25 protein-coding genes and 1 pseudogene are annotated in these 19833 nt (G+C 60.3%); 12 read left to right on the forward strand and 14 right to left on the reverse strand.

The window, feature by feature from the left end; translation table 11 throughout:
- Positions 1 to 132 precede the first annotated feature (132 nt).
- From ALTER154_RS21330 to ALTER154_RS14815, 3 genes and pseudogenes are all read right to left on the reverse strand, one after another.
- Positions 133 to 248: pseudogene (locus tag ALTER154_RS21330) on the reverse strand (hypothetical protein); the annotation flags it as partial.
- A gap of 85 nt (positions 249 to 333) precedes the next feature.
- Positions 334 to 1095, reverse strand: coding sequence for an ABC transporter permease (locus tag ALTER154_RS14810; RefSeq protein ID WP_090375288.1), 762 nt, complete (start codon positions 1093 to 1095; stop codon positions 334 to 336).
- Complete coding sequence (locus tag ALTER154_RS14815) at positions 1092 to 2021, reverse strand: ABC transporter ATP-binding protein (protein ID WP_160088164.1); 930 nt, start codon at positions 2019 to 2021, stop codon at positions 1092 to 1094. Before ALTER154_RS14815 ends, ALTER154_RS14810 begins: the two co-directional genes overlap by 4 nt.
- Positions 2022 to 2182: 161 nt before the next feature.
- Here ALTER154_RS14815 and ALTER154_RS14820 point away from each other — a divergent pair, with 161 nt between their 5' ends.
- Complete coding sequence (locus tag ALTER154_RS14820; RefSeq protein WP_090251717.1) at positions 2183 to 2482, forward strand: I78 family peptidase inhibitor; 300 nt, start codon at positions 2183 to 2185, stop codon at positions 2480 to 2482.
- 74 nt (positions 2483 to 2556) lie between these two features.
- Positions 2557 to 4095, forward strand: coding sequence for a sigma-54-dependent transcriptional regulator (locus tag ALTER154_RS14825; protein ID WP_160088166.1), 1539 nt, complete (start codon positions 2557 to 2559; stop codon positions 4093 to 4095).
- 9 nt (positions 4096 to 4104) lie between these two features.
- Here ALTER154_RS14825 and ALTER154_RS14830 read toward each other — a convergent pair whose 3' ends face one another.
- The 7 genes from ALTER154_RS14830 to ALTER154_RS14860 form a co-directional block, all read right to left on the reverse strand.
- Entirely contained in the window at positions 4105 to 4872 is a 768-nt protein-coding gene (locus tag ALTER154_RS14830; protein WP_160088168.1) for a crotonase/enoyl-CoA hydratase family protein, read from the reverse strand.
- A 108-nt stretch (positions 4873 to 4980) separates the two neighbouring features.
- The gene (locus ALTER154_RS14835; protein WP_160088170.1) at positions 4981 to 5892 is read right to left on the reverse strand and encodes an SDR family oxidoreductase; all 912 of its coding nucleotides are present in this window, start codon (positions 5890 to 5892) and stop codon (positions 4981 to 4983) included.
- A gap of 107 nt (positions 5893 to 5999) precedes the next feature.
- Complete coding sequence (locus ALTER154_RS14840) at positions 6000 to 6530, reverse strand: DUF1569 domain-containing protein (RefSeq protein WP_160088172.1); 531 nt, start codon at positions 6528 to 6530, stop codon at positions 6000 to 6002.
- Positions 6530 to 7414 carry an alpha/beta fold hydrolase gene (locus tag ALTER154_RS14845; RefSeq protein WP_160088174.1) on the reverse strand — a complete coding sequence of 295 codons (885 nt, stop codon included), beginning with the start codon at positions 7412 to 7414 and terminating at the stop codon, positions 6530 to 6532. Before ALTER154_RS14845 ends, ALTER154_RS14840 begins: the two co-directional genes overlap by 1 nt.
- Positions 7411 to 8193, reverse strand: coding sequence for a class II aldolase/adducin family protein (locus ALTER154_RS14850; RefSeq protein WP_108489704.1), 783 nt, complete (start codon positions 8191 to 8193; stop codon positions 7411 to 7413). Before ALTER154_RS14850 ends, ALTER154_RS14845 begins: the two co-directional genes overlap by 4 nt.
- A 99-nt stretch (positions 8194 to 8292) precedes the next feature.
- Positions 8293 to 8760, reverse strand: coding sequence for a cupin domain-containing protein (locus tag ALTER154_RS14855; RefSeq protein ID WP_160088176.1), 468 nt, complete (start codon positions 8758 to 8760; stop codon positions 8293 to 8295).
- Entirely contained in the window at positions 8760 to 9212 is a 453-nt protein-coding gene (locus tag ALTER154_RS14860; protein ID WP_160088178.1) for a flavodoxin, read from the reverse strand. The genes ALTER154_RS14855 and ALTER154_RS14860 overlap by 1 nt, the downstream gene beginning before the upstream one ends.
- Before the next feature lie 112 nt (positions 9213 to 9324).
- Here ALTER154_RS14860 and ALTER154_RS14865 point away from each other — a divergent pair, with 112 nt between their 5' ends.
- A complete protein-coding gene (locus tag ALTER154_RS14865; RefSeq protein WP_090251690.1) occupies positions 9325 to 9786 on the forward strand; it encodes a PAS domain-containing protein in 462 nt (153 codons plus the stop codon).
- 51 nt (positions 9787 to 9837) lie between these two features.
- The gene (locus ALTER154_RS14870) at positions 9838 to 10449 is read left to right on the forward strand and encodes a hypothetical protein (RefSeq protein ID WP_160088179.1); all 612 of its coding nucleotides are present in this window, start codon (positions 9838 to 9840) and stop codon (positions 10447 to 10449) included.
- A 140-nt stretch (positions 10450 to 10589) separates the two neighbouring features.
- On the opposite strand, the gene ALTER154_RS14875 is transcribed toward ALTER154_RS14870, so the two are convergent.
- Together ALTER154_RS14875 and ALTER154_RS14880 are read right to left on the reverse strand one after the other, a co-directional pair.
- Complete coding sequence (locus ALTER154_RS14875; protein ID WP_160088181.1) at positions 10590 to 12368, reverse strand: acyl-CoA dehydrogenase C-terminal domain-containing protein; 1779 nt, start codon at positions 12366 to 12368, stop codon at positions 10590 to 10592.
- Positions 12369 to 12575: 207 nt separating this feature from the next.
- Positions 12576 to 13529, reverse strand: a complete 954-nt coding sequence (locus ALTER154_RS14880; protein WP_160088183.1) for a MerR family transcriptional regulator — start codon at positions 13527 to 13529, stop codon at positions 12576 to 12578.
- Positions 13530 to 13620: 91 nt separating this feature from the next.
- On the opposite strand from ALTER154_RS14880, the gene ALTER154_RS14885 reads away from it, so the two are divergent.
- Positions 13621 to 14046, forward strand: coding sequence for a thiol-disulfide oxidoreductase DCC family protein (locus ALTER154_RS14885; protein ID WP_090251679.1), 426 nt, complete (start codon positions 13621 to 13623; stop codon positions 14044 to 14046).
- Between the two features lie 4 nt (positions 14047 to 14050).
- On the opposite strand, the gene ALTER154_RS14890 is transcribed toward ALTER154_RS14885, so the two are convergent.
- A complete protein-coding gene (locus ALTER154_RS14890; RefSeq protein WP_256665644.1) occupies positions 14051 to 14347 on the reverse strand; it encodes a hypothetical protein in 297 nt (98 codons plus the stop codon).
- A 264-nt stretch (positions 14348 to 14611) separates the two neighbouring features.
- On the opposite strand from ALTER154_RS14890, the gene folM reads away from it, so the two are divergent.
- From folM to ALTER154_RS14920, 6 genes are all read left to right on the forward strand, one after another.
- Positions 14612 to 15322 (forward strand): dihydromonapterin reductase, encoded by a 711-nt coding sequence (gene folM / locus ALTER154_RS14895; protein ID WP_160088187.1) that lies wholly within the window; start codon positions 14612 to 14614, stop codon positions 15320 to 15322.
- Between the two features lie 22 nt (positions 15323 to 15344).
- Positions 15345 to 15905, forward strand: a complete 561-nt coding sequence (folE, locus tag ALTER154_RS14900) for a GTP cyclohydrolase I FolE (RefSeq protein ID WP_090251672.1) — start codon at positions 15345 to 15347, stop codon at positions 15903 to 15905.
- Complete coding sequence (folX, locus tag ALTER154_RS14905) at positions 15905 to 16276, forward strand: dihydroneopterin triphosphate 2'-epimerase (protein WP_090251669.1); 372 nt, start codon at positions 15905 to 15907, stop codon at positions 16274 to 16276. The genes folE and folX overlap by 1 nt, the downstream gene beginning before the upstream one ends.
- 123 nt (positions 16277 to 16399) lie before the next feature.
- Positions 16400 to 16690: a DUF1244 domain-containing protein gene (locus tag ALTER154_RS14910; protein WP_090251667.1), complete on the forward strand. Its 291-nt coding sequence runs from the start codon at positions 16400 to 16402 to the stop codon at positions 16688 to 16690.
- On the forward strand, positions 16690 to 17034 hold the full coding sequence (locus ALTER154_RS14915) for a HopJ type III effector protein (RefSeq protein ID WP_160088189.1): 345 nt from the start codon (positions 16690 to 16692) through the stop codon (positions 17032 to 17034). The genes ALTER154_RS14910 and ALTER154_RS14915 overlap by 1 nt, the downstream gene beginning before the upstream one ends.
- Positions 17035 to 17218: 184 nt before the next feature.
- Positions 17219 to 17806: a putative glycolipid-binding domain-containing protein gene (locus ALTER154_RS14920; protein ID WP_160088191.1), complete on the forward strand. Its 588-nt coding sequence runs from the start codon at positions 17219 to 17221 to the stop codon at positions 17804 to 17806.
- A 57-nt stretch (positions 17807 to 17863) separates the two neighbouring features.
- Here the strand turns inward: ALTER154_RS14920 and trxB are convergent, their stop codons facing one another.
- Entirely contained in the window at positions 17864 to 18811 is a 948-nt protein-coding gene (trxB, locus tag ALTER154_RS14925) for a thioredoxin-disulfide reductase (protein ID WP_160088193.1), read from the reverse strand.
- Between the two features lie 268 nt (positions 18812 to 19079).
- On the opposite strand from trxB, the gene cysZ reads away from it, so the two are divergent.
- Positions 19080 to 19832, forward strand: coding sequence for a sulfate transporter CysZ (gene cysZ / locus ALTER154_RS14930; protein ID WP_090251656.1), 753 nt, complete (start codon positions 19080 to 19082; stop codon positions 19830 to 19832).
- Position 19833: the final 1 nt, after the last annotated feature.

A 19833-nucleotide genomic window follows, 5' to 3' on the forward strand; every position in this document is an offset into this window, starting at 1 on the left:
TTAGCCGGTCGGCAACTCGTCCAGGCGCATCTGCAGAAACTGCCGATCAGTGCCCTGCTGCGCCAGTTGCAATGCCCGCAGATAGGAATCACGGGCAGGCTGGACGCGGCCCAGGCGGCGATTGAGAAGCGGCGCGTCATCGACCAGGTCGAAATCGCCCAGCAGACGAATCAGGGTGGCCAGCACGCGCGCGATTCATCGCGGTAGAGAAGCGCCAGCAGAGCCGGCAAGGCGGCAGAATGGTCCATTGCATTACACTCCATAACGGCAGTGGCTGCGTGATGCACCTGCCGCGCAGCAAGAACCATTTCACCCTAGCGCATCAAGCGCGCTTCAGCTTTTCAGCCGATAACCGGTTTTGAAGATAAAGCCCACAGCCAGGATGCACAGCAGCAGAAAGCCGAGAATCATCGCCAAACTCAGGCCGACGTTGACGTCGGACACGCCGTAGAAACTCCAGCGGAACGCGCTGATCAGGTACACCACCGGGTTGAACAGGGTCACCGTCTGCCAGGCCGGTGGCAGCATGCTGATCGAGTAGAACGCGCCTCCTAGGAAGGTCAATGGCGTGACGATCAGCGCTGGCACCACCTGCAACTTCTCCCAGCCATCGGCCCACACGCCGATGATGAAGCCGAACAGGCTGAAGGTCAGTGCGGTAAGCACCAGAAACGCCAGCATCCACAGCGGGTGGAGAATCTCGAAATCGACGAACAGCCGCGCGGTAATCAGGATCACCAGGCCGAGAATGATCGACTTGGTGGCCGCCGCGCCGACATAGCCGATGAGGATTTCCAGGTAGGACACCGGCGCCGACAGTAGCTCGTAGATACTCCCCGAATACTTGGGCATGTAGATGCCGAACGAGGCGTTGGAAATGCTCTCGGTCAGCAGCGCCAGCATGATCAGCCCCGGCACGATAAACGCGCCGTAACTGACGCCCTGCACCTGGGTCATGCTCGAACCGATGGCCGAACCGAATACCACAAAATACAGCGAGGTGCTGATCACCGGGGTGGCGATGCTCTGCAGCAAGGTGCGCCAGGTGCGCGCCAGTTCGAACAGGTAGATGGCACGGATTGCGTAGAAATTCATGCGCGCGACTCCTTGACCAAAGACACAAAGATTTCTTCCAGCGAACTCTGGCTGGACTGCAAATCCTTGAAGTCGATGCCGTGCTGGGCCAGGTCCTTGAGCAGTTCGGCGATGCCGGTGTGCTCGCTCTGGGTGTCGAAGGTGAACACCAGGGCGTGGCCCTCGTCGATCAGCTCCAGCGGGTAGCGCGCAAGCTCGGCGGGGATGCTCGCCAGCGGCTGCTGCAGCTGCAGGGTCAGCTGCTTCTTGCCGAGCTTGTGCATCAGCGCCTGCTTGTCTTCCACCAGAATGATCCGCCCCTTGCTGATCACCCCGATGCGGTCGGCCATTTCCTCGGCCTCTTCGATGTAATGGGTGGTGAGAATGATGGTCACACCGCGCTCACGCAGACGGCGCACCATGTTCCACATATCGCGACGCAGCTCGACGTCAACGCCTGCCGTGGGTTCGTCGAGGAACAGAATCTGTGGCTCGTGGCTCAGCGCCTTGGCGATCATCACGCGGCGCTTCATGCCGCCGGACAGCTCGAAAATCTTCGCATCGCGCTTGTCCCACAGCGACAGGTCCTTGAGCAGTTGCTCCAGATAGGCCGGATCGGGCTTCTTGCCGAACAGGCCACGGCTGAATTTCACCGTCGCCCAGACGGTCTCGAACACATCGCTGACCAGTTCCTGCGGCACCAGCCCGATCTGCGAGCGCGAGGCGCGGTAGTCCTTGATGATGTCCTGGCCGCCCACCAGCACCCGCCCTCCGCCTGGATTGACGATGCCGCAGATGATGCTGATCAGGGTGGTCTTGCCCGCGCCATTGGGGCCGAGCAGCGCAAAGATCTCGCCGGGGCGAATATCCAGGTTGATGTCCTGCAGCGCCGGATGGCCGCTGGCGTAGGTCTTGCTCAGCTGTTGAATCGAGATCACCGCTTGCACAGAACCTCCTGCTCTGGGGAAAAGCGCAATTGTAGGGAAGTTGGCCGGGCTTGCGGAAATGCTGATGCAGTAACCTGCACGGATTGAGCAGCCCAACGTTGAGCTACAACGGATACGGCTGCTAGGCTGACCCGAGTTTTATGCAGACAAGGAAATAGAACATGGCACTTCGTCACGCCCTCACCGGCCTCAGCCTCCTCGCCCTACTGGCCGGTTGCAGCTCACAGCAGCCCGCCCAACCAAGCGCCGAAATCAGCGGCGACTGCAATGTCGAGCAGGTTCATGGCGTACTCGGTCAGACCGCCAGCAGCGAGCTGATCGAGCAGGTGCAGCAGCAGGCCAACGCCAAAACCCTCCGCGTGCTCGCCCCCGGCGACGCCGCGACCATGGATTACAACCCGCAGCGCCTGAACATCGATATCGATGAAAGCGAAGTGATCATTCGCCTGACGTGCGGTTGAGCGCCCCTCGGTTAACTAAGCCCCACAGACCGGGCATACTGGCGCACCTGTAAACCAGTCGGCCGCCCGTTTCCATGCGTATTCACGTCACCTTTATCGACCGCGTTGGCATCACCCAGGAAGTGCTGGCGCTGCTCGGTGGGCGCAATCTCAATCTGGATGCGGTGGAAATGGTGCCGCCGAATGTCTATATCGACGCGCCGACCTTGAGCCCCGATGTGCTCGACGAGCTGCGCGAGGCGCTGTTCAAGGTGCGTGGCGTACAGGCGGTGACCATCGTCGACATCCTCCCGGGCCAGCGCCGGCATCTGCAACTCGACGCCCTGCTCGCGGCCATGACCGACCCAGTGTTGGCGGTCGACAGCCAGGGCCGCGTGTTGCTGGCCAACCCGGCGCTGATCGAACTCTGTGGTCAACAGCCTGATGGCCTGGGCATTGGTGAATTGTTCGCCGACAACGATCTGCACCAGGCGCTGCTCGACCAGGGTTTCCGCCTGCCGATGCGTGAGGTCACGCTCAAGGGCCAGGCCCTGCTGCTGGATGCGCAGCCGATCACCGAAGGCGTTGACGGCGGCGCTCGGCATTTGGCCGGCGGCCTGCTCAGCCTGTATGCGCCGAGCCGTATCGGCGAACGCCTGGCGGCGCTGCACCACGACCATGCCGAGGGTTTCGACTCGCTGCTCGGCGACTCCACGCCGATTCGCAGCCTGAAAACCCGCGCCCAGCGCGTTGCCACCCTGGATGCGCCGCTGCTGATCCAGGGCGAAACCGGCACCGGCAAAGAGCTGGTGGCGCGCGCCTGCCATGCCATCAGCACGCGACGCACCGCGCCATTTCTCGCGCTTAACTGTGCGGCATTGCCGGAGAACCTCGCCGAAAGCGAGCTGTTCGGCTACGCCCCCGGCGCCTTTACCGGAGCCCAGCGCGGCGGCAAGCCGGGGCTGTTGGAGCTGGCCAACCAGGGCACGGTGTTTCTCGATGAAATCGGCGAAATGTCACCGTACCTGCAGGCCAAGCTGCTGCGCTTTCTCAGCGACGGCAGCTTCCGCCGAGTCGGCGGGCAGAGCGAGGTCAAGGTGAATGTGCGTATCCTCAGCGCCACCCACCGCGACCTGGAAAAGATGGTCAACGAGGGCGCGTTCCGTGAGGACCTGTTCTATCGCCTCAACGTGCTCAACCTGGAGGTGCCGCCACTGCGCGAACGAGGTCAGGACATCCTGCTGCTGGCGCGGCACTTTATGCAGCAGGCCTGCGCGCAGATCCAACGCCTGCCCTGCCGCCTGACGCCGGACACCTACCCGGCGCTGCTGGGCAATCGCTGGCCGGGCAATGTGCGTCAATTGCAGAACGTGATCTTCCGCGCTGCGGCGATCTGCGAAAGCAATCTGGTGCAGATCGATGATCTGGATATCGCTGGCACCGCAGTAGCAGCGCAGCAGGCCGAAGGCGAAGTCAGCAGCCTGGAAGCGGCTGTGGACGAATTCGAAAAAGCCCTGCTGGAAAAGCTGTATCCCAGCCATCCCTCGACCCGGCAACTGGCGACCCGTCTGCACACCTCGCACAGCGCGATTGCCATGCGTCTGCGCAAATACGGGATTCCGGGCAAGGGTTAAACGCGGCGGTCAAAAGCTGCCGTGGCGCCCTGTACCATCCTTGAAGCGCTGCGCGCCGGCCTGGGTTTCGCCACTGGCGATCACCGCCATGCCGCCTGCAAACTCGTTGCCCAGCGCCTGCCCAAAAGGCAGATCCCACTGCGCATAAGCGCTGGCGCGGTCGGCCAGCATGCAGCGTTGTGGGAAGCCGGCAATCTCCAGTGCCAGTTGCTGCGCTGCAGCCAACGCGCTACCGGCTGCGACCACCCGATTGACCAGGCCTATGTTCAGCGCTTCCTCGGCCACTACCGGGCGACCGGTGAGAATCAGATCCAGCGCGCGGCCCTGGCCGATAATCCGTGGCAAACGCACGGTGCCGCCGTCGATCAGCGGCACGCCAAAGCGCCGGCAGAACACCCCAAGTACGGCGTTATCGGCCATCACCCGCAGGTCGGCGAGCAGCGCCAGCTCCAGGCCACCGGCCACCGCATGGCCTTCGATGGCGGCAATCAGCGGTTTGCTCAGCTGCATGCGGCTCGGCCCCATCGGCCCATCACCCTCGGTTTCCAGGCGATTGGCGCGCTCAGCGCCTGCGGCCACCGCACCCAGATCAGCGCCCGCGCAGAAAGTCCCACCCGCGCCAGTCAACACCGCCACCCGCGCCTGTTCATCCGCTTCAAAAGCCCGCAATGCCGCGGCCAGTGCCTCAGCCGTCGGCCGGTCGACTGCATTGCGCACCTCAGCGCGGTTGATGATCAGGGTGGTGACCGGGCCGTTTTTTTCGATAATGACGCGCATAACCTGCTCCCTAAAAAGCCGAAGGCCGGCATTTAGCCGGCCTTCACCTTAAAGCCCTGCGCGGTGGAAATCAGCCTGCTGACCGATCTCCCCGCCAGAGTGGCGCAATCAGAGGGCGAACTTCTGCAGGTTGGCCATCATCTCTTTCATCGCTTCGATATTGTCCTTCGGATGGGCCGCGCCCTCGAAGTCACAGATCTGCGCGAAGTTGGCCGCCACATCTTCCGGGCTGTAGCCTTCACGCGGATCGAAGCCGGCACCCAGGCTGCGCTCCCAACGCACTTTGCCCATCCAGCCACCGCCGACTTCGAACAGGCCGGAGGTTTCTTCGCAGGCGTTGCTCGCCAGGTACACCACCAGCGGGCTGACCAGCTCAGGTTTGAGCTGCTCGAACACTTGCGGCGGAATCAGGCCTTCGGTCATGCGCGTGCCGCCAGTCGGCGCGATGGCGTTGACCAGGATGTTGTTCTTGCGCCCTTCGAGGGCCAGGGTGCGGGTCAGGCCGTACAGGCCGAGCTTGGCCATGCCGTAGTTGGACTGACCGAAGTTGCCGTAAATGCCCGACGTGGATGCGGTGAAAATCACCCGACCATAACCCTGCTCACGCATATGCGGCCAGGCGGCGCGGGTGACCTTGTAGGCACCTTCGACGTGGACTTTGTAAACCAGGTCCCAGTCGGCGTCTTCCATCTTGTGGAAGGTCTTGTCGCGCAGGATACCGGCGTTATTCACCACCACATCGATGCGGCCAAAGGTGTCCAGGGCGCACTGCACGATCTTCTCGCCGTCGGTCACTGAGTAGTGGTTGGCCACAGCGGTGCCGCCCGCTGCGCGGATTTCCTCAACCACCTTATCGGCCGCCGAGGCATTGGCGCCTTCACCGTGGGTGCTGCCGCCCAAGTCATTCACCACCACCTTGGCACCGTGCTTGGCGAACAACAGCGCATGGGCGCGGCCCAGGCCGCCGCCGGCCCCTGTGACGATTACAACCTGATCTTGAAAACGGATGGCGTCGCTCATGCAGCATTCCTCGGCAGATTAACAATGCGCCGAGTGTCCAGCAGTCGCGCTCTGGTCACAATAGCTACGCGCAGCGCTGAATGGTGCGCAATAAAGCAGCGGGATAGTCAGGCCGGGCGGATCAGGCTCAAGTGGTTGTAAAGATGCAGCACATGGGCCTGGGCGTAATCGGCATGGCTAAGAACGCCATAGGCAAAGTGCGGCTGCAGCTCGCCCTGATACGCAGCGAAATCGGCAAAGGCTTGCTGCAAACGCTGTAGCGCGTGGGCTTGCGTGGCTGGCGCATTCAGCGGGGCAGCTCCGGGAATGGCCTCATTCAGCGGATGACGCATCGCCCCACGCGCGGCAAATACGCTAAAGGCCAGCGGGCCAACGCTGCTACGGAACCAACCCGGCTTGAGTTCGGGATAACCGCTGATGGAATACTCGATGCTCTGCGCACAATGGTTGAACACTTCGGCCGGGCTCCAACCCTTGAGGCTGCGCAATGGCTGATCGACCAAACCGGCCAAAAGCTGCAGGGCCGCATCCAGGCTGACTGCGGCTGGCGCCTCGCCGCTGGGCAATGCCCAGAAGCCCGCGCCCAGCGCAGCCACACCACCGAGGGCGGCACCTTTCAGGACAGTACGTCGTTGCATTATGTGGCCTCCAGCCCTTCACGGAATTGCAGGTAATGCGCCAGCACCTGAGCTGGGGCCTCGGTCTGCGGATAATGACCAATGCCGTCCAGCAGCACAGTGTCGGGCTGGGGGATCAGCTCGCGGTAACGCGCCACCATATGCGCCCCGGAAATCGGGTCGACTGCGCCATCGATCACCCGCATCGGCACCGCCGTGGACTGCATCGCCGCCACCCAGCGGTCGCGGTTGACGCGGCGCTCGGGCATATAGCGGATCAAGCGGTGCATCACCGCCGGGCCGTTGTGGGCGGCGATCAGGCTCCAGAAGTCATCCAATTCACGCTCACTGGGCTGGGTCTGTGGGCCGAACACTTTGGCAAAACTCTGCGCCAGCTTCTGGCGGCTGAATAGCCGGCCAATCAGCGGGCCGATGGGGCTGAGTAGCAGCTTCTGCACCAATACCGGATGGTGGGTTTCCGGAAACAGCCCGCCATTGAGAAAGACACAACTGGCGAGTTGTACGCGCCCGTTCTGATGCCGTGCCAGCAGCTCCTGCGCCACGCTGTCGCCGTAGTCGTGGGCCAGCACATGCACTGGCTGACCAATCCCCAGATGCGCCAGCTGCGCCTGTTGCAGATCAGCCTGTTCCAGCAGGCTGTAGGCATGTCCACGGGGTTTGGCCGAGTCACCAAAGCCGAGCATGTCGCAGGCAATTACCTGGTAACGCTCAGCCAGTGAAGCCCACAGGTAATGCCAGTCCCAGCTGGCGGTCGGAAAGCCGTGAATCAGCAACAGCGGCTCGCCCTGACCGGCCGTCCAGTAGCGGATGCCATGGCCGTTAAAGCTAAAGGTCAGCCCCGCACTGCGCCAATCCGCCAGGGCAATCCCTGGCAGCGCCGTCATGCTGCGTAACCTGGCATCTGTTGATCCAGCTTGCGCAGCAGCGCCGGCCACGGCAAAGCGCCACCCATGCCCTGCGGACTTTTCATCACGCCGGCAATCATCGCCCGGGCACCGTCGAGGACCTGTTGCGGGATATGGATCAGCTCCGCCCCGCCACTCTGCGCCATCACCTGAATCTCGCAGGCGCGCTGCAGGGTAAACATGCCGAGGAAGGCATCGGCGATGCTGCCGAAAGCGGTAAGCAAGCCATGGTTGGGCAGGATCATAAAGTTCTTGTCGCCAAGGTCCGCCTGCAGCCGCGACTTCTCGTCATGGTTCAGCGCCACCCCTTCATAGCCGTGATAGGCCAGGCTGGCGAGAACGAACAGCGACTGCTGCGACAGTGGCAGCAAACCCTGCTTTTGCGCGGATACGGCAATCCCCTGCGGGGTGTGGATATGCAGCACGCAACCAACATCGTGGCGCACCTCGTGCACGGCGCTGTGGATGGTGTAGCCGGCGGGGTTGATGTCGAACGGGCTGTCCATCAGCTTGTTGCCGGCCAGGTCGATCTTCACCAGGCTGGAGGCGGTGATCTCATGGAACATCAAACCATAGGGGTTGATCAGGAAGTCTTCGCTGCCGGGGATCTTCGCCGAGATGTGGGTGAAGATCAGGTCATCCCAGCCATACAGGGCAATAAGCCGGTAACAAGCGGCAAGGTCTACGCGGGTCTGCCATTCGGCAGCAGACACCTGATCCTTGAGGCTGACAACAGGCAGTGCGTGGGCAACGGTCATGATGAATTCCTCGGCTTTTGTTATTGAAGTGCCAAGGAGTCTAGCGAGGGATGCCGCAAAGGTGAGTCGCTCTAGCGGCCAGCATGGTGGCCTTGCAGGTCAAACCAGTTCGGGATGCAGCTGCGCGAGCATGGGCCAGTCGCGCTGGGCCTGAGGGTCATCGCTGAGCAACTGGAAGCCAGCGAAGTCGAAACCCGGCGTCACCGTACAACCCACCAGGGTAAACGCCCCGGTGCTGCGCGCCGCCTGCCAGGCATGTGCTGGCACTAAACGCTGCGGCAGCTGACCGATGGCCACCGGGCCCAAGCGCGCACAGCGCAAGGCATCGGGCTGCTCGGCGACCAGCAGCTCCAGCGGCGCGCCTTCATAAAAGTGCCAGAGCTCGTCGGCATCCACCCGGTGCCAACGGCTGACCGCGCCGGCAGGAAGCAGAAAGATGATCGCCGTGCCGCACAGACGGCCACCGTCAAGCTGCGCAGACGATTCATACAGGCGGCGGTAATAGCCACCTTCCGGATGCGCCTGAAGTTGCAGCGCCGTGATCAGCTCTTGCGCGCGCGGGTGCATCAGCCGTGCAGCGCCGCAATAAAGTCCGCCAGCCAGGGCTCGGCGTCGGTTTCCGGAGTCACGCTTTCGCTGCTGTCCAGGCGCAGCATCGGCTGCACCTCACGGATGCCCAGTTCGGCATACAGCTCGCGCACCAGCTCGCCACCACCGCAGAAGGTGTCGCCATAGCTGGAGTCGCCCAGGGCAATTACCCCGCCCGGCAGACCACTCCAGGCCGGCAGATGATCACGAATGGCGTAGTACAAGGGCTGCAGGTTATCCGGCAATTCGCCCATGCCGGTGGTCGACGTCACCGCCAGAAAAGCTTCAGGAGCAAACGCCTGAATGTCCGCCAGACTGGCGCGCGGGTTGTGCCAGGCCTCATGGCCGGCGGCCTTGAGCAGACGCTCGGCGTGGCGGGCAACTTCCTCAGCGGTGCCGTACACCGAGCCGGAAAGGATGGCGATTTTCATGCAGAACTCCGAAACAGTCAGAACCAAATCGATAAGCACGGCATTATGCCGCAAGTAGACAGACCGCCCGGATGTTTTAGAATGCAGCCGACATAGACTGGGAAATCGCCTCATGATCAACGCCAAACTGCTGCAACTGGTGATCAACGCCTCCAACGACGGCATCGTGGTGGCCGAACAGGAAGGTGACGACAACATCCTGATCTATGCCAACCCCGCCTTTGAAAAACTCACGGGTTACGCCAGCGAAGACATCCTTTATCAGGATTGTCGCTTTCTGCAGGCTGGCGACCGTGATCAAGCAGGCCTGGATGCCATCCGCGAGGCGGTCAAAGCCCACCGTCCATGCCGGCAGATCATCCGCAATTACCGCAAGGACGGCAGCCCATTCTGGAACGAGCTATCAATCACCCCGGTGGTTAATGACGCCGACCAGCTGACCTACTACATCGGCATCCAGAAAAACGTCACCGAACAAGTGCTAGCCCAGGAACGGGTCAAAGAGCTGGAAGCCGAGATGGCCGTCCTCAAAGCCGAGCTGGCACGTTTGCAGGCGACGACCGGCACTAACTAATCCCCAGATCAGCGGTCACAACAGCTCCAGAGCTTGATATAGACCGCTCCCATGCAAGAACAAGCACTTCTGACTCAGGCCGAACTGGCCTTTATCCGCCAGCTGCATCAGCCCACGAACAGCGTGCCGCCCAGACAAACGGGCGTGCCGGTTGACCTGGGCAAACAGCTCAGCGAACTGCTGTCGCAGTGTGCGGCCAATGAACAGCTGAGCCTGCATGCGCACATCGCCAACCAGCACCTCACCTTCAACCTGCACCTTAGCCAGGATGAACGCAACGCACCCTGCCTGCAGCTGGGTGCGCCGCAGATCATCGATGAAGGCGAGATCAACCGTGCATGGCGCTCACCCCTGCCCGAGCCGTTACCGCTGTATAAGCCCAACACACAGCCGAGTGACCTGTGGATTCATCAGTTGTCTGCGAACGGTGCACTGATCGAACATCGCGCACAGCGCAAGGCACCCAAGAGCTTTCACCTGGTGTTGCCCATGGATGAACACGCACCGATTGCCGTATCGGGGGTCTTTGTCCGCGAAACCGCAGACGGTCTGCTGGCCTATCAGCTGCATACCCTTGACCCGCAAGGCGATGAGCAGCTGCGCCACTACATTTACCAGCAACACCTGCTACGCGAACAACAACCACAGGCACGCCACGGCTGAACAACACCCGCAACTAACAGACAAAAAAAGACCCGCAATCAGGCGGGCCTAAAGTGCAGGCTAAAAGCCTGCAGCAGGGATAAAAAAATCCGATAACCGAAAATGGGCGGAACTTGTGGCTATCGGATTGCGCAGTCGTTTTAGGCAGCAAATTCCTCATCGCTGAAGGCCATCAAGGTGGCTTTACCAGCTTTAACCTCGGCCAGCAGGCTGTGGGTTTCCGTCAGGATGCGCGCCATAAAGAAGTCTGCAGACTTCAGCTTGGCGCCATAAAAGGCTGTTTCTGTGCTGCCTTCGGCAAGCTTGGCTTTGGCCACCGCGGCCATGCGTGCCCACATCCAGGCCAGGCTGGTGAGGGCGAACAGACGTAAGTAAGGTGTCGCTGCAGCACCCGCTTGCTCAGGATCTTTCATGCCTTCGGTGGCAATCCACATCGTGGCTTGCTGCAGTTGCTTGAGTGCACCACCCACGGCCATTGCGTGATCAGCCTCGGCATGCGCCTTGAGCCAACCCTCGATAAGGGCGAAGTAATTGCGCACAGCACGCCCTCCACCCAGCGCTAGCTTACGACCCACGAGGTCAAGCGCCTGAATGCCGTTGGTGCCTTCATAAATTCGTGTGATGCGTGAATCACGCACCAGCTGCTCAATACCCCAGTCCTCGGTAAACCCGGAGCCGCCAAGTACCTGCAACCCTTCGTTGGCACTGTTGAAGCCTTCGTCGGTGAGGAAGGCTTTAACCACCGGCGTCAGCAGCTGCACCAGATCATCGGCTTGTTCACGCACAGCTGGGTCTTCATGGTCATGAGCCACATCCTCGTGCAGACCGGTGAAGTAGGCCAGAGCGCGGCACCCTTCGATGGTCACCTTCTGGCGCAGCAACATGCGGCGTACGTCCGGATGCACAATGATTGGATCGGCAGGTTTATCAGCGGCTTTCGGGCCCGACAGCGAACGGCTTTGCAGGCGCTCTTTGGCGAAACCAAGGCTAATTTGGTAAGCACTTTCAGCAATGCCAAGCCCCTGCATACCCACCATTAAGCGCGCCGAGTTCATCATAGTGAACATGCACTTGAGGCCCTTGTTCGGCTCACCGATCAGCCAGCCCTGAGCCCCTTCGAAGTTCATCACGCAGGTAGCTGAACCCTTGATGCCCATTTTGTGTTCCAGGCCACCACAGAATGCCGGGTTACGGCTGCCGTCTTCCAAGAACTTGGGCACCAGGAACAGTGAAATACCTTTTACGCTATCCGGTGCATCGGGCAGCTTGGCCAATACAAGGTGCAGGATGTTGTCGGCCAGATCGTGCTCACCGCCGGTGATCCAGATCTTGGTACCGCTGATGGCATAGCTGCCGTCCGCCTGCGGAACAGCACGGGTACGAATCAAGCCCAGGTCGGTGCCGCACTGTGGCTCGGTCAGGCACATGGTGCCTGTCCACTCACCGCTGATCAGTTTTGGCAGGTAGCGTTCCTGCAATTCACGGGCGCCGTGAGCGGTCAGCGCATTGATCGCGCCATGAGTCAGACCTGGGTACATGCCAAGCGACAGGTTGGCCGAGCAAACCATCTCCTCAACCATCATGTTCAGCACATGGGGCAAGCCCTGACCGCCGAACTCGGGGGTACAGGCCAGTGCGGTCCAGCCGCCTTCGGCGAACTGTTGGTAAGCAGCGCGGAAACCGTCCGGTGCTTTAACCGATTTACTTTCCGGATCGTACTGACAGCCCTGCTTATCACCAGAGCCATTGAGTGGGGCCAGTACGTTCTCCGCCAATTTGGCGGCTTCTTCCAGAATGGCGCCACCGAGATCGTTTCCGAACTCGCGCTGACTAGGCAGCGACTGCAAGGTGGCATAAGCGTCGAGCACCTCGTCAAAAACGAAACGCATGTCACGAAGGGGTGCGCGGTATTGGGTCATGTTGCTGAGTCCTCAAGCTGTACGAATGGATACAAGCTATACACAAACAAACAATGTATAGCTTTTGTATAGCCTAAAGACCCAGATAGCAAGCAATTTTCTGTACAAGCTGTACAACTAATTAAAACCGACAGTAATTTCTGGGCACGCCAAAGCGCGACCACCCGCCGGGAGGCCGCCCAAATTCAGGGGTACTTGGTGGAGAAATCAGGTATCGAGGTGGCCCGCCAGAAACTGCTGCAGGCGGCGCTGCATCAGGCGACCTTCATTGCCCAAGCAGGCAATCGGTGAGCCGCTGAGACTTTCCTCGGCGAGGTCAGCACCGTCACCGGCCATCACCAGCGGACAATCCAGCGCCAGCGCAAGGCGCGAGAGCACTTTAGGTAGATCATCAGTGGGCGGCTGGTTGGAGAACAGCACGAGCGCCTGGGGCTGCATCTTTTCACAGATCAGCGTCAGCTCTTCCAACGGCTGGCCCAGGCCCAACACGCTGACCGCCGTTTCGGCGCTGCTCAACAGCAACCCAGCCACCAGCAGCTCCAACTCGCGGCAGTGGCCCGGCAAGGCCGCCAGCAGCACACGTTCCTCAACCTGAGCGCGCAACACCTGCAGGCGCTGCAACGTACGTGCACGCAGGAAGGTGTCGAAAAACAGCCATTCGCTGGTCTGGCCGTATTCCTCCTGGCGCAGCAACAGCTCCTGCCACAGCGGCATCAGGATGTCCTGAAACACCACGGGCAGTGGATAGCTGGAGAAAATCTGGCCGTACAGTCGATCCAGGCGCACTTCATCAAAGGCACTGATGGCGCGGCGGAGCTGAGCTTGCCACTCGCCCCACTCGCTGGCACTGACTTCTTCATAAACTGGCGAGCTGGCTGATTTGATCGAACTGCTTTTGGCCAGAATCTTACCGACCTTGCTAACTGCAACGCCGCGCTCGATCCACGCCAGGATGCTGCGCACCGACTCGATATCGACCTGTGAATACAGACGATGACCGCTGTCGGTGCGCGTCGGCTGGATCAACCCATATCGCCGCTCCCAAGCCCGCAGGGTGACCGGATTGACACCAGTCAGGCGCGCCACTTCACGAATGGGAAATAACTCTTCCTGCTTGAGAGCACTCGAAACGAGGGACGCACTACCAACGTGATCGGACATAGGCGCAGGTATCACAGAAAAAATGTTGGCCGCATTGTAACCCAGCTATTTCCAGCATACTTTGTACAAGACTTATACAAAGAGTTAGACCATGAATATGCAACCGAGCTGGCCCCTGACCCTCTACTACGATGGCGACTGCCCGCTGTGCGCCCGCGAGATCAAGTTGTTGCGCCAGCGTGCTGATGTACAACGGCTGTGCCTGGTTGATATCAGCGTCAACGACTTTCACCCCGAGTCCGTCGGATACAGCCGCGAAACCCTGCAGAACCTCCTGCACGCCCGCTTCGCTGATGGCCAGTGGGTCACCGGCCTGGATGCCACGCTATGGAGCTGGCGCGCTGCGGGCCTTGGGCACTGGGCCACGCCGTTGACATGGCCGGCATTGCGGCCACTGTTTGAACTGGGTTATCGATTGTTTTGCCGGCTACGGCCACACCTTGACTGGCTTCCCCACCCGGATGCGAGTCGTCGCTGCAAGGATGCAACATGCGACGTCAGCAAAAAATCGCGTTAGCGCATCAGCGCAACGTGATCCGCAGACCAGGGTCTGGCTCAAGCAGTACAGGGCGACCAATAATTTCGTCGTGACTCTCGGGCTGCAGCAACAGCATTTGCCTGATACCGCAGCCACGCAGACGCGCCTTAAGCATTGCCAACCCAGGCCATAGCTGACGGCCCGGGGCATATTCCAGCGTGCGCACGCGACCTGCCCTACTGATCACCTGCACCTTGTAGCCGCAGCAGCGCAGCGTGAGCACTTCCACACGAAGAACGCGCCCAAACAGCACTGCAACACTCAATTGCCACGGCTTCATACGCTGCATACCTGTACAAGAAAACCAAACTTGTACACGATTAAAACAATTTTATTCAGCCCTCATCCACAAAAAATACCGATACAGCTCAATGAAATAGGCAAATTAAGCCATATAGACCCAGTACCCGCACGGGCCGCATGGTTGTACAAAGCACATTGCTGGTATAACTTTACTCCTGGTTCAGTCGAGGCCGCGTCTTACTGGTCAGGTAACCCGGCGCAGCGTCGCTGAACCCACCTTTTTCCTTCTGCCGAGTCGACCATGAGCGCCAGCGCCGCACCTATCCTGATAACCGGAGCTAGCCAGCGTATTGGCCTGTACTGTGCCGAGCGCCTGCTGGATGACGGCCACGCGCTGATCGTGACCTACCGCAGTGAACGCGACGGCATCGATCGACTCCGGCAACGCGGTGCCCTGGCCCTACAGGCAGATTTTGCCGATGAGGCGGGCATCCTGGGGTTTATCGAACAACTCAAAGGACACACTGACAGCCTGCGCGCCATTGTGCACAACGCCTCCGATTGGCTGGTGGAAACGCCTGGCGAAGAAGCTGCGGCGTTTCAGCGTTTATTCAGCGTGCACATGCTCGCCCCCTATTTGATCAACCTGCATTGCCAACCCTTGCTGGAACGCAGCTCACCGGCCGATATCGTGCACATCAGCGATGACGTGGCACGCAAGGGCAGCGCCAACCGGTCCGCCTATTGCGCCAGCAAAGCCGGGCTGGACAGCCTGACGCTGTCATTTGCTGCGCGCTTCGCCCCACAGATCAAAGTGAACGGTATCGCCCCGGCGCTGATCATGTTCAACCCGGACGACACTGCCGAGTACCGCGCCAAAACCCTCAACAAATCGGCACTGGGCATCGAACCCGGGCCACAGGTGATCTACCAAAGCTTGCGCTACCTGCTCGACAACCCCTATGTCACCGGCACAACCCTTACTGTCAACGGCGGCCGTCATCTCAAATGAACCCGGCCGCGAGGATCCTGCAATGACCCCAGAACTGCCCAATCACTACCGTGAGATTCTTCTTGGCGTCGGTGAAAACCCTGAACGCGAAGGCCTTTTGGACACGCCAAAACGTGCTGCCAAGGCGATGCAATACCTGTGCAATGGCTACCACAAAAGCCTGGAAGAGGTGGTCAACGGCGCGCTGTTCGAGTCCGATAACGACGAGATGGTGATCGTTCGCGACATCGAGCTGTACTCGCTGTGCGAGCATCACATGCTGCCGTTTATCGGCAAGGCCCATGTCGCCTACATTCCTACCGGCAAGGTGCTCGGCCTGTCGAAGGTCGCGCGCATCGTCGACATGTTCGCGCGGCGCTTACAGATCCAAGAAAACCTTACCAAGCAGATCGCCGACGCGATTCAGCAGGTCACCAATGCCGCCGGCGTGGCCGTGGTCGTCGAAGCCAAGCATATGTGCATGATGATGCGCGGCGTGGAGAAGCAGAACTCAGTAATGACCTCCTCGGTGATGCTTGGAGCCTTCCGCGAATCCTGCAACACTCGCCATGAATTCCTGCAACTGATCGGACGGAGCAAGTAATGCCGCGACTGGAACCTGGGATGGCCCGCATCCGCGTCAAAGACCTGCGCCTGCGCACTTACATTGGCATCAAGGAAGAGGAGATCAACAACAAGCAGGATGTGTTGATCAACCTGACCATTCTCTATCCCGCCGTAGAGGCGGTACGGGACAACGACATCGACCACGCGCTGAATTACCGCACTATCACCAAGGCCGTGATCCGCCATGTTGAAGAGCATCGCTTCGCCCTGCTCGAGCGCATGACCCAGGAAATTCTCGACCTGGTGATGGCCAACCCGGACGTACGCTACGCCGAGGTTGAAGTGGATAAACTGCACGCCCTGCGCTTTGCCGAGTCGGTGTCCATCACCCTCGCTGGACATCGCTAGAGAAAACGCTGAAACGGCCTTATATGATCCCCGGTGCGTCCTGTGCCGGGTCGTTGCCGCCGGGCGGGCATGCTTTTATCATCGCCGCCAACGTACTCCCGCTTGCCTTCAGAGAGCATCGCCATGACCGAGCAAGAACGCCTCGAACTTGAAGCCGCCGCCTTCCGCAGCCTGGTGCACCACCTGCGCTCACGCCCTGACGTGCAGAACATCGACATGATGAACCTGGCTGGCTTCTGCCGTAACTGCTTGTCCAAATGGTTTAAAGCCGCTGCCGATGACATCGGCGTTGCCGTCACACCGGATGAGGCACGCGAAGAGGTCTACGGCATGCCGTATGCAGAGTGGAAAGCTAAATACCAGAAGGACGCCAGCGCCGAGCAGCAGGCCGCCTTCAGCAAGGGAAAAAAGTAATGAGCCTCCTCAACGACTTTCGCGCCAAACTGCGCAGCGAGCACTTCACCTTCGCCGAGACCCTGGTGTTTATCGCGGAGCACTACCAGTATCAGCCCAGCGCCTTCGACAATGGCGCAGTGCACAACGCAGCCGGGCAAAATGAAGGTTCGTGCAAGACCCTAGGCCTGGCCTTGCTTGAAGGCCTGAGTGTAGAAGAAGCCTTGTTGTGCTTTGGTGAGCATTACCGCAGCGTACTCAACACCCCGAGCGGCAGCGACCACGGCAATATTCGCGCCTTGATGGAGACCGGCCTGGCGGGCGTACGATTCGAACAGCCATCGCTGCAACGCAACAGCTTGTAATCAATCGCGCGAATGCGCGCGCAGAAACTTGCGCAACTGTCGGCAAAGGCTGACAGACATCTGACGTTAATCCTCCTATGCTGCGCGCCATTACTTGAACGAGAACACCAGGGACGGTGCTCCGTGCTGCGTTATGGCCGTGCGTTCCCGGTTTCTTACCCCTACCTGGCTTGGAGTCGCGTAAATGCAGCAGACCTTGGTATGGAAACCATGGCACAACCCCGGCGTGGAAAACCTGCGCCTGAACATCGATGAACACGGCATCAACGCCACCAGCCATCTGATGCAAAGCCTGCAAGGCCACAGCATCGCCGCGACCTACGTGATTAACTGCGACCCGCGCTGGCGCTTTCGCCGCCTTTGGCTGAAGGTCGACAACCACGGCCAACGCAGCCTTAACCTCAAGCGTGACATCCGTGGCAACTGGTTCCACAACGGTGAGCCACGCCCGGACCTCAGCGAATGCCAGCAGGTGATGCTCTCCGAATCGCCCTTCACCCACACCCCTGCCCTGCAGCGTTGTGCTCTGGAAACCGGGCAGAGTGAACTGATGCAAGTCGCCTACGTTGACCTGCTGACCCTCAAAGTGGAAGCACGCAGCCAGCGCTACCAACGTCTGCGCGAAGAAGGTGGAAGAACCCTCTACCGCAGTGAAGCGCAGGGTAAAAAGAGCAGCGAATTGACCGTCGACGAACACGCCCTGCTGGTCAAAGCCAGCGATCAGTTTCTGCGCATGAGTTCGCGGGATTTGAAGCTGAACACCTGGGTCTAGGCAGACCGCAGACAACAAAAAGCCTCGATTTAATCGAGGCTTTTTGCATTCTCAGACTTACTGACCGTCGAGATAACGCTCCACATCCAGCGCCGCCATGCAACCGGCACCGGCCGAGGTGATGGCCTGGCGGTAAACGTGGTCAGCCACATCGCCGGCAGCAAACACGCCAGAAATGCTGGTAGCAGTGGCATTGCCTTCGCGGCCACCGTTGACCACCAGATAACCGTCCTTGAGCGCCAGCTGGCCTTCGAATAGCGAGGTGTTCGGCGTATGGCCAATGGCGACGAACAGGCCATCGACACTCAGCTCGTCAAAGCTGCCATCGTTGTTCTTCACCCGCACACCCGTCACGCCCATGTTGTCGCCGAGCACTTCATCCACCTCGGCATTCAGCTTGAGCACGATCTTGCCTTCGGCGACCCGCGCCTGCAGCTTGTCCTGCAGGATTTTCTCGGCGCGGAAGGTTTCCCGGCGGTGTACCAGGGTCACCTTACTGGCAATATTGGCCAGGTAAAGCGCCTCTTCCACCGCCGTGTTGCCGCCACCGACCACCGCGACCTCACGGTTGCGGTAGAAGAAACCATCGCACGTGGCACACGCCGAAACGCCCTTACCCATAAAGCTTTCTTCGCTGGGCAAGCCCAGATAACGGGCGCTGGCTCCGGTGGCGATGATCAACGCATCACAGCTGTAGGTGCCGCTATCACCCACCAGGGTGAACGGCTTACCGGCCAGGTCAACGGCATTGATGTGGTCGTAGACGATTTCCGTCTCGAAACGCTCTGCATGCTCCTGCATGCGCTGCATCAGCGCCGGCCCCGTCAAGCCATGTACATCACCGGGCCAGTTATCCACCTCAGTGGTGGTGGTCAACTGGCCGCCGGCCTGCAGGCCGGTGATCAGCAAGGGCTTGAGATTCGCACGCGCGGCATAAACCGCCGCACTGTAGCCGGCAGGGCCGGAGCCCAGAATGATCACGCGGGCATGACGATCAGCAGACATCAACAGCTCCTCCCGGCATTGCCGGCAGCAATAAAAAGGGACTTTCGCGAGGACCTAGGGGAAGGTAATAAGGTCGAAAGCCCCACAAAGGGATGCTGCGCAGCCTATGCCTGCCCGACGCACTGCGGAAATATGCTTTGCCAATACTGTGCATAGGCAAGCGCTATAAGCGCACACCGGCAATCGTTAGCGTCCGTTGCAGAGGCTTTCACCTGCCACACAAAGCCGGTAAGGTCGGCGCGACTTCAACTTCCTGGAGACTCCTCCCATGCACGCCCCCGTGCTGACCGGCCCGCAATACCTCAGCGAAGGCCTGAAACTGGTCCTTAGCCCCGGTCTGCGGCTGTTTGTGCTGCTGCCGCTGACGATCAACTTGATCCTGTTTACTGCGCTGATTGTGGTCTCCATGCAGCAGTTCAGTGGCTGGGTCGAGACCTTTATGCCCAGCCTGCCGAGTTGGCTGAGCTTTCTTGAATACGTGCTGTGGCCATTGTTTGTCGTGCTGGTACTGCTGATGGTGTTTTTCACCTTCACCCTGCTGGCCAATATCATTGCCGCACCGTTTAACGGTTTTCTTGCGGAGAAGGTCGAAGTGGTGGTGCGCGGGCAGGATGATTTTCCGCCCTTCAGCCTGGCCGAACTGACTGCCATGGTGCCACGCACCCTCAGCCGCGAGATGCGCAAGCTGGGCTACTTTCTGCCCCGCGCCATTGGTCTGCTGATCCTGAGCTTTATCCCGGTGGTCAACCTGATCGCCGCGCCGCTGTGGTTGCTGTTTGGCGTGTGGATGATGGCGATTCAGTACATCGACTACCCCGCAGACAACAACAAGATGAGCTGGCAAGACATGCTCGCCTGGCTGCGGGAGAAGCGCTGGCAGAGCCTGGGTTTTGGCGGCATCACCTACGCCGCACTGCTGGTACCGGGGCTGAATATCCTGATGATGCCGGCAGCGGTGGCCGGCGCCACGGTGTTCTGGGTGCGTGAACGCCAGGAGCAGGCGCTCACCTCCACTTCCTAGG

It is taken from the genome of Pseudomonas sp. 9AZ, assembly GCF_902506525.1.
GTDB classification, from domain to species: Bacteria; Pseudomonadota; Gammaproteobacteria; order Pseudomonadales; family Pseudomonadaceae; genus Aquipseudomonas; species Aquipseudomonas peli.

What these genes read in the sequence shown, in the direction of transcription:
- ALTER154_RS14810 (WP_090375288.1), bottom strand. Translation starts at nt 1,095, where the DNA reads ATGAATTTCTACGCAATCCGTGCCATCTACCTGTTCGAACTGGCGCGC.
- ALTER154_RS14820 (WP_090251717.1), top strand. Translation starts at nt 2,183, where the DNA reads ATGGCACTTCGTCACGCCCTCACCGGCCTCAGCCTCCTCGCCCTACTG.
- ALTER154_RS14825 (WP_160088166.1), top strand. Translation starts at nt 2,557, where the DNA reads ATGCGTATTCACGTCACCTTTATCGACCGCGTTGGCATCACCCAGGAA.
- ALTER154_RS14830 (WP_160088168.1), bottom strand. Translation starts at nt 4,872, where the DNA reads ATGCGCGTCATTATCGAAAAAAACGGCCCGGTCACCACCCTGATCATC.
- ALTER154_RS14835 (WP_160088170.1), bottom strand. Translation starts at nt 5,892, where the DNA reads ATGAGCGACGCCATCCGTTTTCAAGATCAGGTTGTAATCGTCACAGGG.
- ALTER154_RS14840 (WP_160088172.1), bottom strand. Translation starts at nt 6,530, where the DNA reads ATGCAACGACGTACTGTCCTGAAAGGTGCCGCCCTCGGTGGTGTGGCT.
- ALTER154_RS14845 (WP_160088174.1), bottom strand. Translation starts at nt 7,414, where the DNA reads ATGACGGCGCTGCCAGGGATTGCCCTGGCGGATTGGCGCAGTGCGGGG.
- ALTER154_RS14850 (WP_108489704.1), bottom strand. Translation starts at nt 8,193, where the DNA reads ATGACCGTTGCCCACGCACTGCCTGTTGTCAGCCTCAAGGATCAGGTG.
- ALTER154_RS14855 (WP_160088176.1), bottom strand. Translation starts at nt 8,760, where the DNA reads ATGCACCCGCGCGCGCAAGAGCTGATCACGGCGCTGCAACTTCAGGCG.
- ALTER154_RS14860 (WP_160088178.1), bottom strand. Translation starts at nt 9,212, where the DNA reads ATGAAAATCGCCATCCTTTCCGGCTCGGTGTACGGCACCGCTGAGGAA.
- ALTER154_RS14865 (WP_090251690.1), top strand. Translation starts at nt 9,325, where the DNA reads ATGATCAACGCCAAACTGCTGCAACTGGTGATCAACGCCTCCAACGAC.
- ALTER154_RS14870 (WP_160088179.1), top strand. Translation starts at nt 9,838, where the DNA reads ATGCAAGAACAAGCACTTCTGACTCAGGCCGAACTGGCCTTTATCCGC.
- ALTER154_RS14875 (WP_160088181.1), bottom strand. Translation starts at nt 12,368, where the DNA reads ATGACCCAATACCGCGCACCCCTTCGTGACATGCGTTTCGTTTTTGAC.
- ALTER154_RS14880 (WP_160088183.1), bottom strand. Translation starts at nt 13,529, where the DNA reads ATGTCCGATCACGTTGGTAGTGCGTCCCTCGTTTCGAGTGCTCTCAAG.
- ALTER154_RS14885 (WP_090251679.1), top strand. Translation starts at nt 13,621, where the DNA reads ATGAATATGCAACCGAGCTGGCCCCTGACCCTCTACTACGATGGCGAC.
- ALTER154_RS14890 (WP_256665644.1), bottom strand. Translation starts at nt 14,347, where the DNA reads ATGAAGCCGTGGCAATTGAGTGTTGCAGTGCTGTTTGGGCGCGTTCTT.
- folM (WP_160088187.1), top strand. Translation starts at nt 14,612, where the DNA reads ATGAGCGCCAGCGCCGCACCTATCCTGATAACCGGAGCTAGCCAGCGT.
- folE (WP_090251672.1), top strand. Translation starts at nt 15,345, where the DNA reads ATGACCCCAGAACTGCCCAATCACTACCGTGAGATTCTTCTTGGCGTC.
- folX (WP_090251669.1), top strand. Translation starts at nt 15,905, where the DNA reads ATGCCGCGACTGGAACCTGGGATGGCCCGCATCCGCGTCAAAGACCTG.
- ALTER154_RS14910 (WP_090251667.1), top strand. Translation starts at nt 16,400, where the DNA reads ATGACCGAGCAAGAACGCCTCGAACTTGAAGCCGCCGCCTTCCGCAGC.
- ALTER154_RS14915 (WP_160088189.1), top strand. Translation starts at nt 16,690, where the DNA reads ATGAGCCTCCTCAACGACTTTCGCGCCAAACTGCGCAGCGAGCACTTC.
- ALTER154_RS14920 (WP_160088191.1), top strand. Translation starts at nt 17,219, where the DNA reads ATGCAGCAGACCTTGGTATGGAAACCATGGCACAACCCCGGCGTGGAA.
- trxB (WP_160088193.1), bottom strand. Translation starts at nt 18,811, where the DNA reads ATGTCTGCTGATCGTCATGCCCGCGTGATCATTCTGGGCTCCGGCCCT.
- cysZ (WP_090251656.1), top strand. Translation starts at nt 19,080, where the DNA reads ATGCACGCCCCCGTGCTGACCGGCCCGCAATACCTCAGCGAAGGCCTG.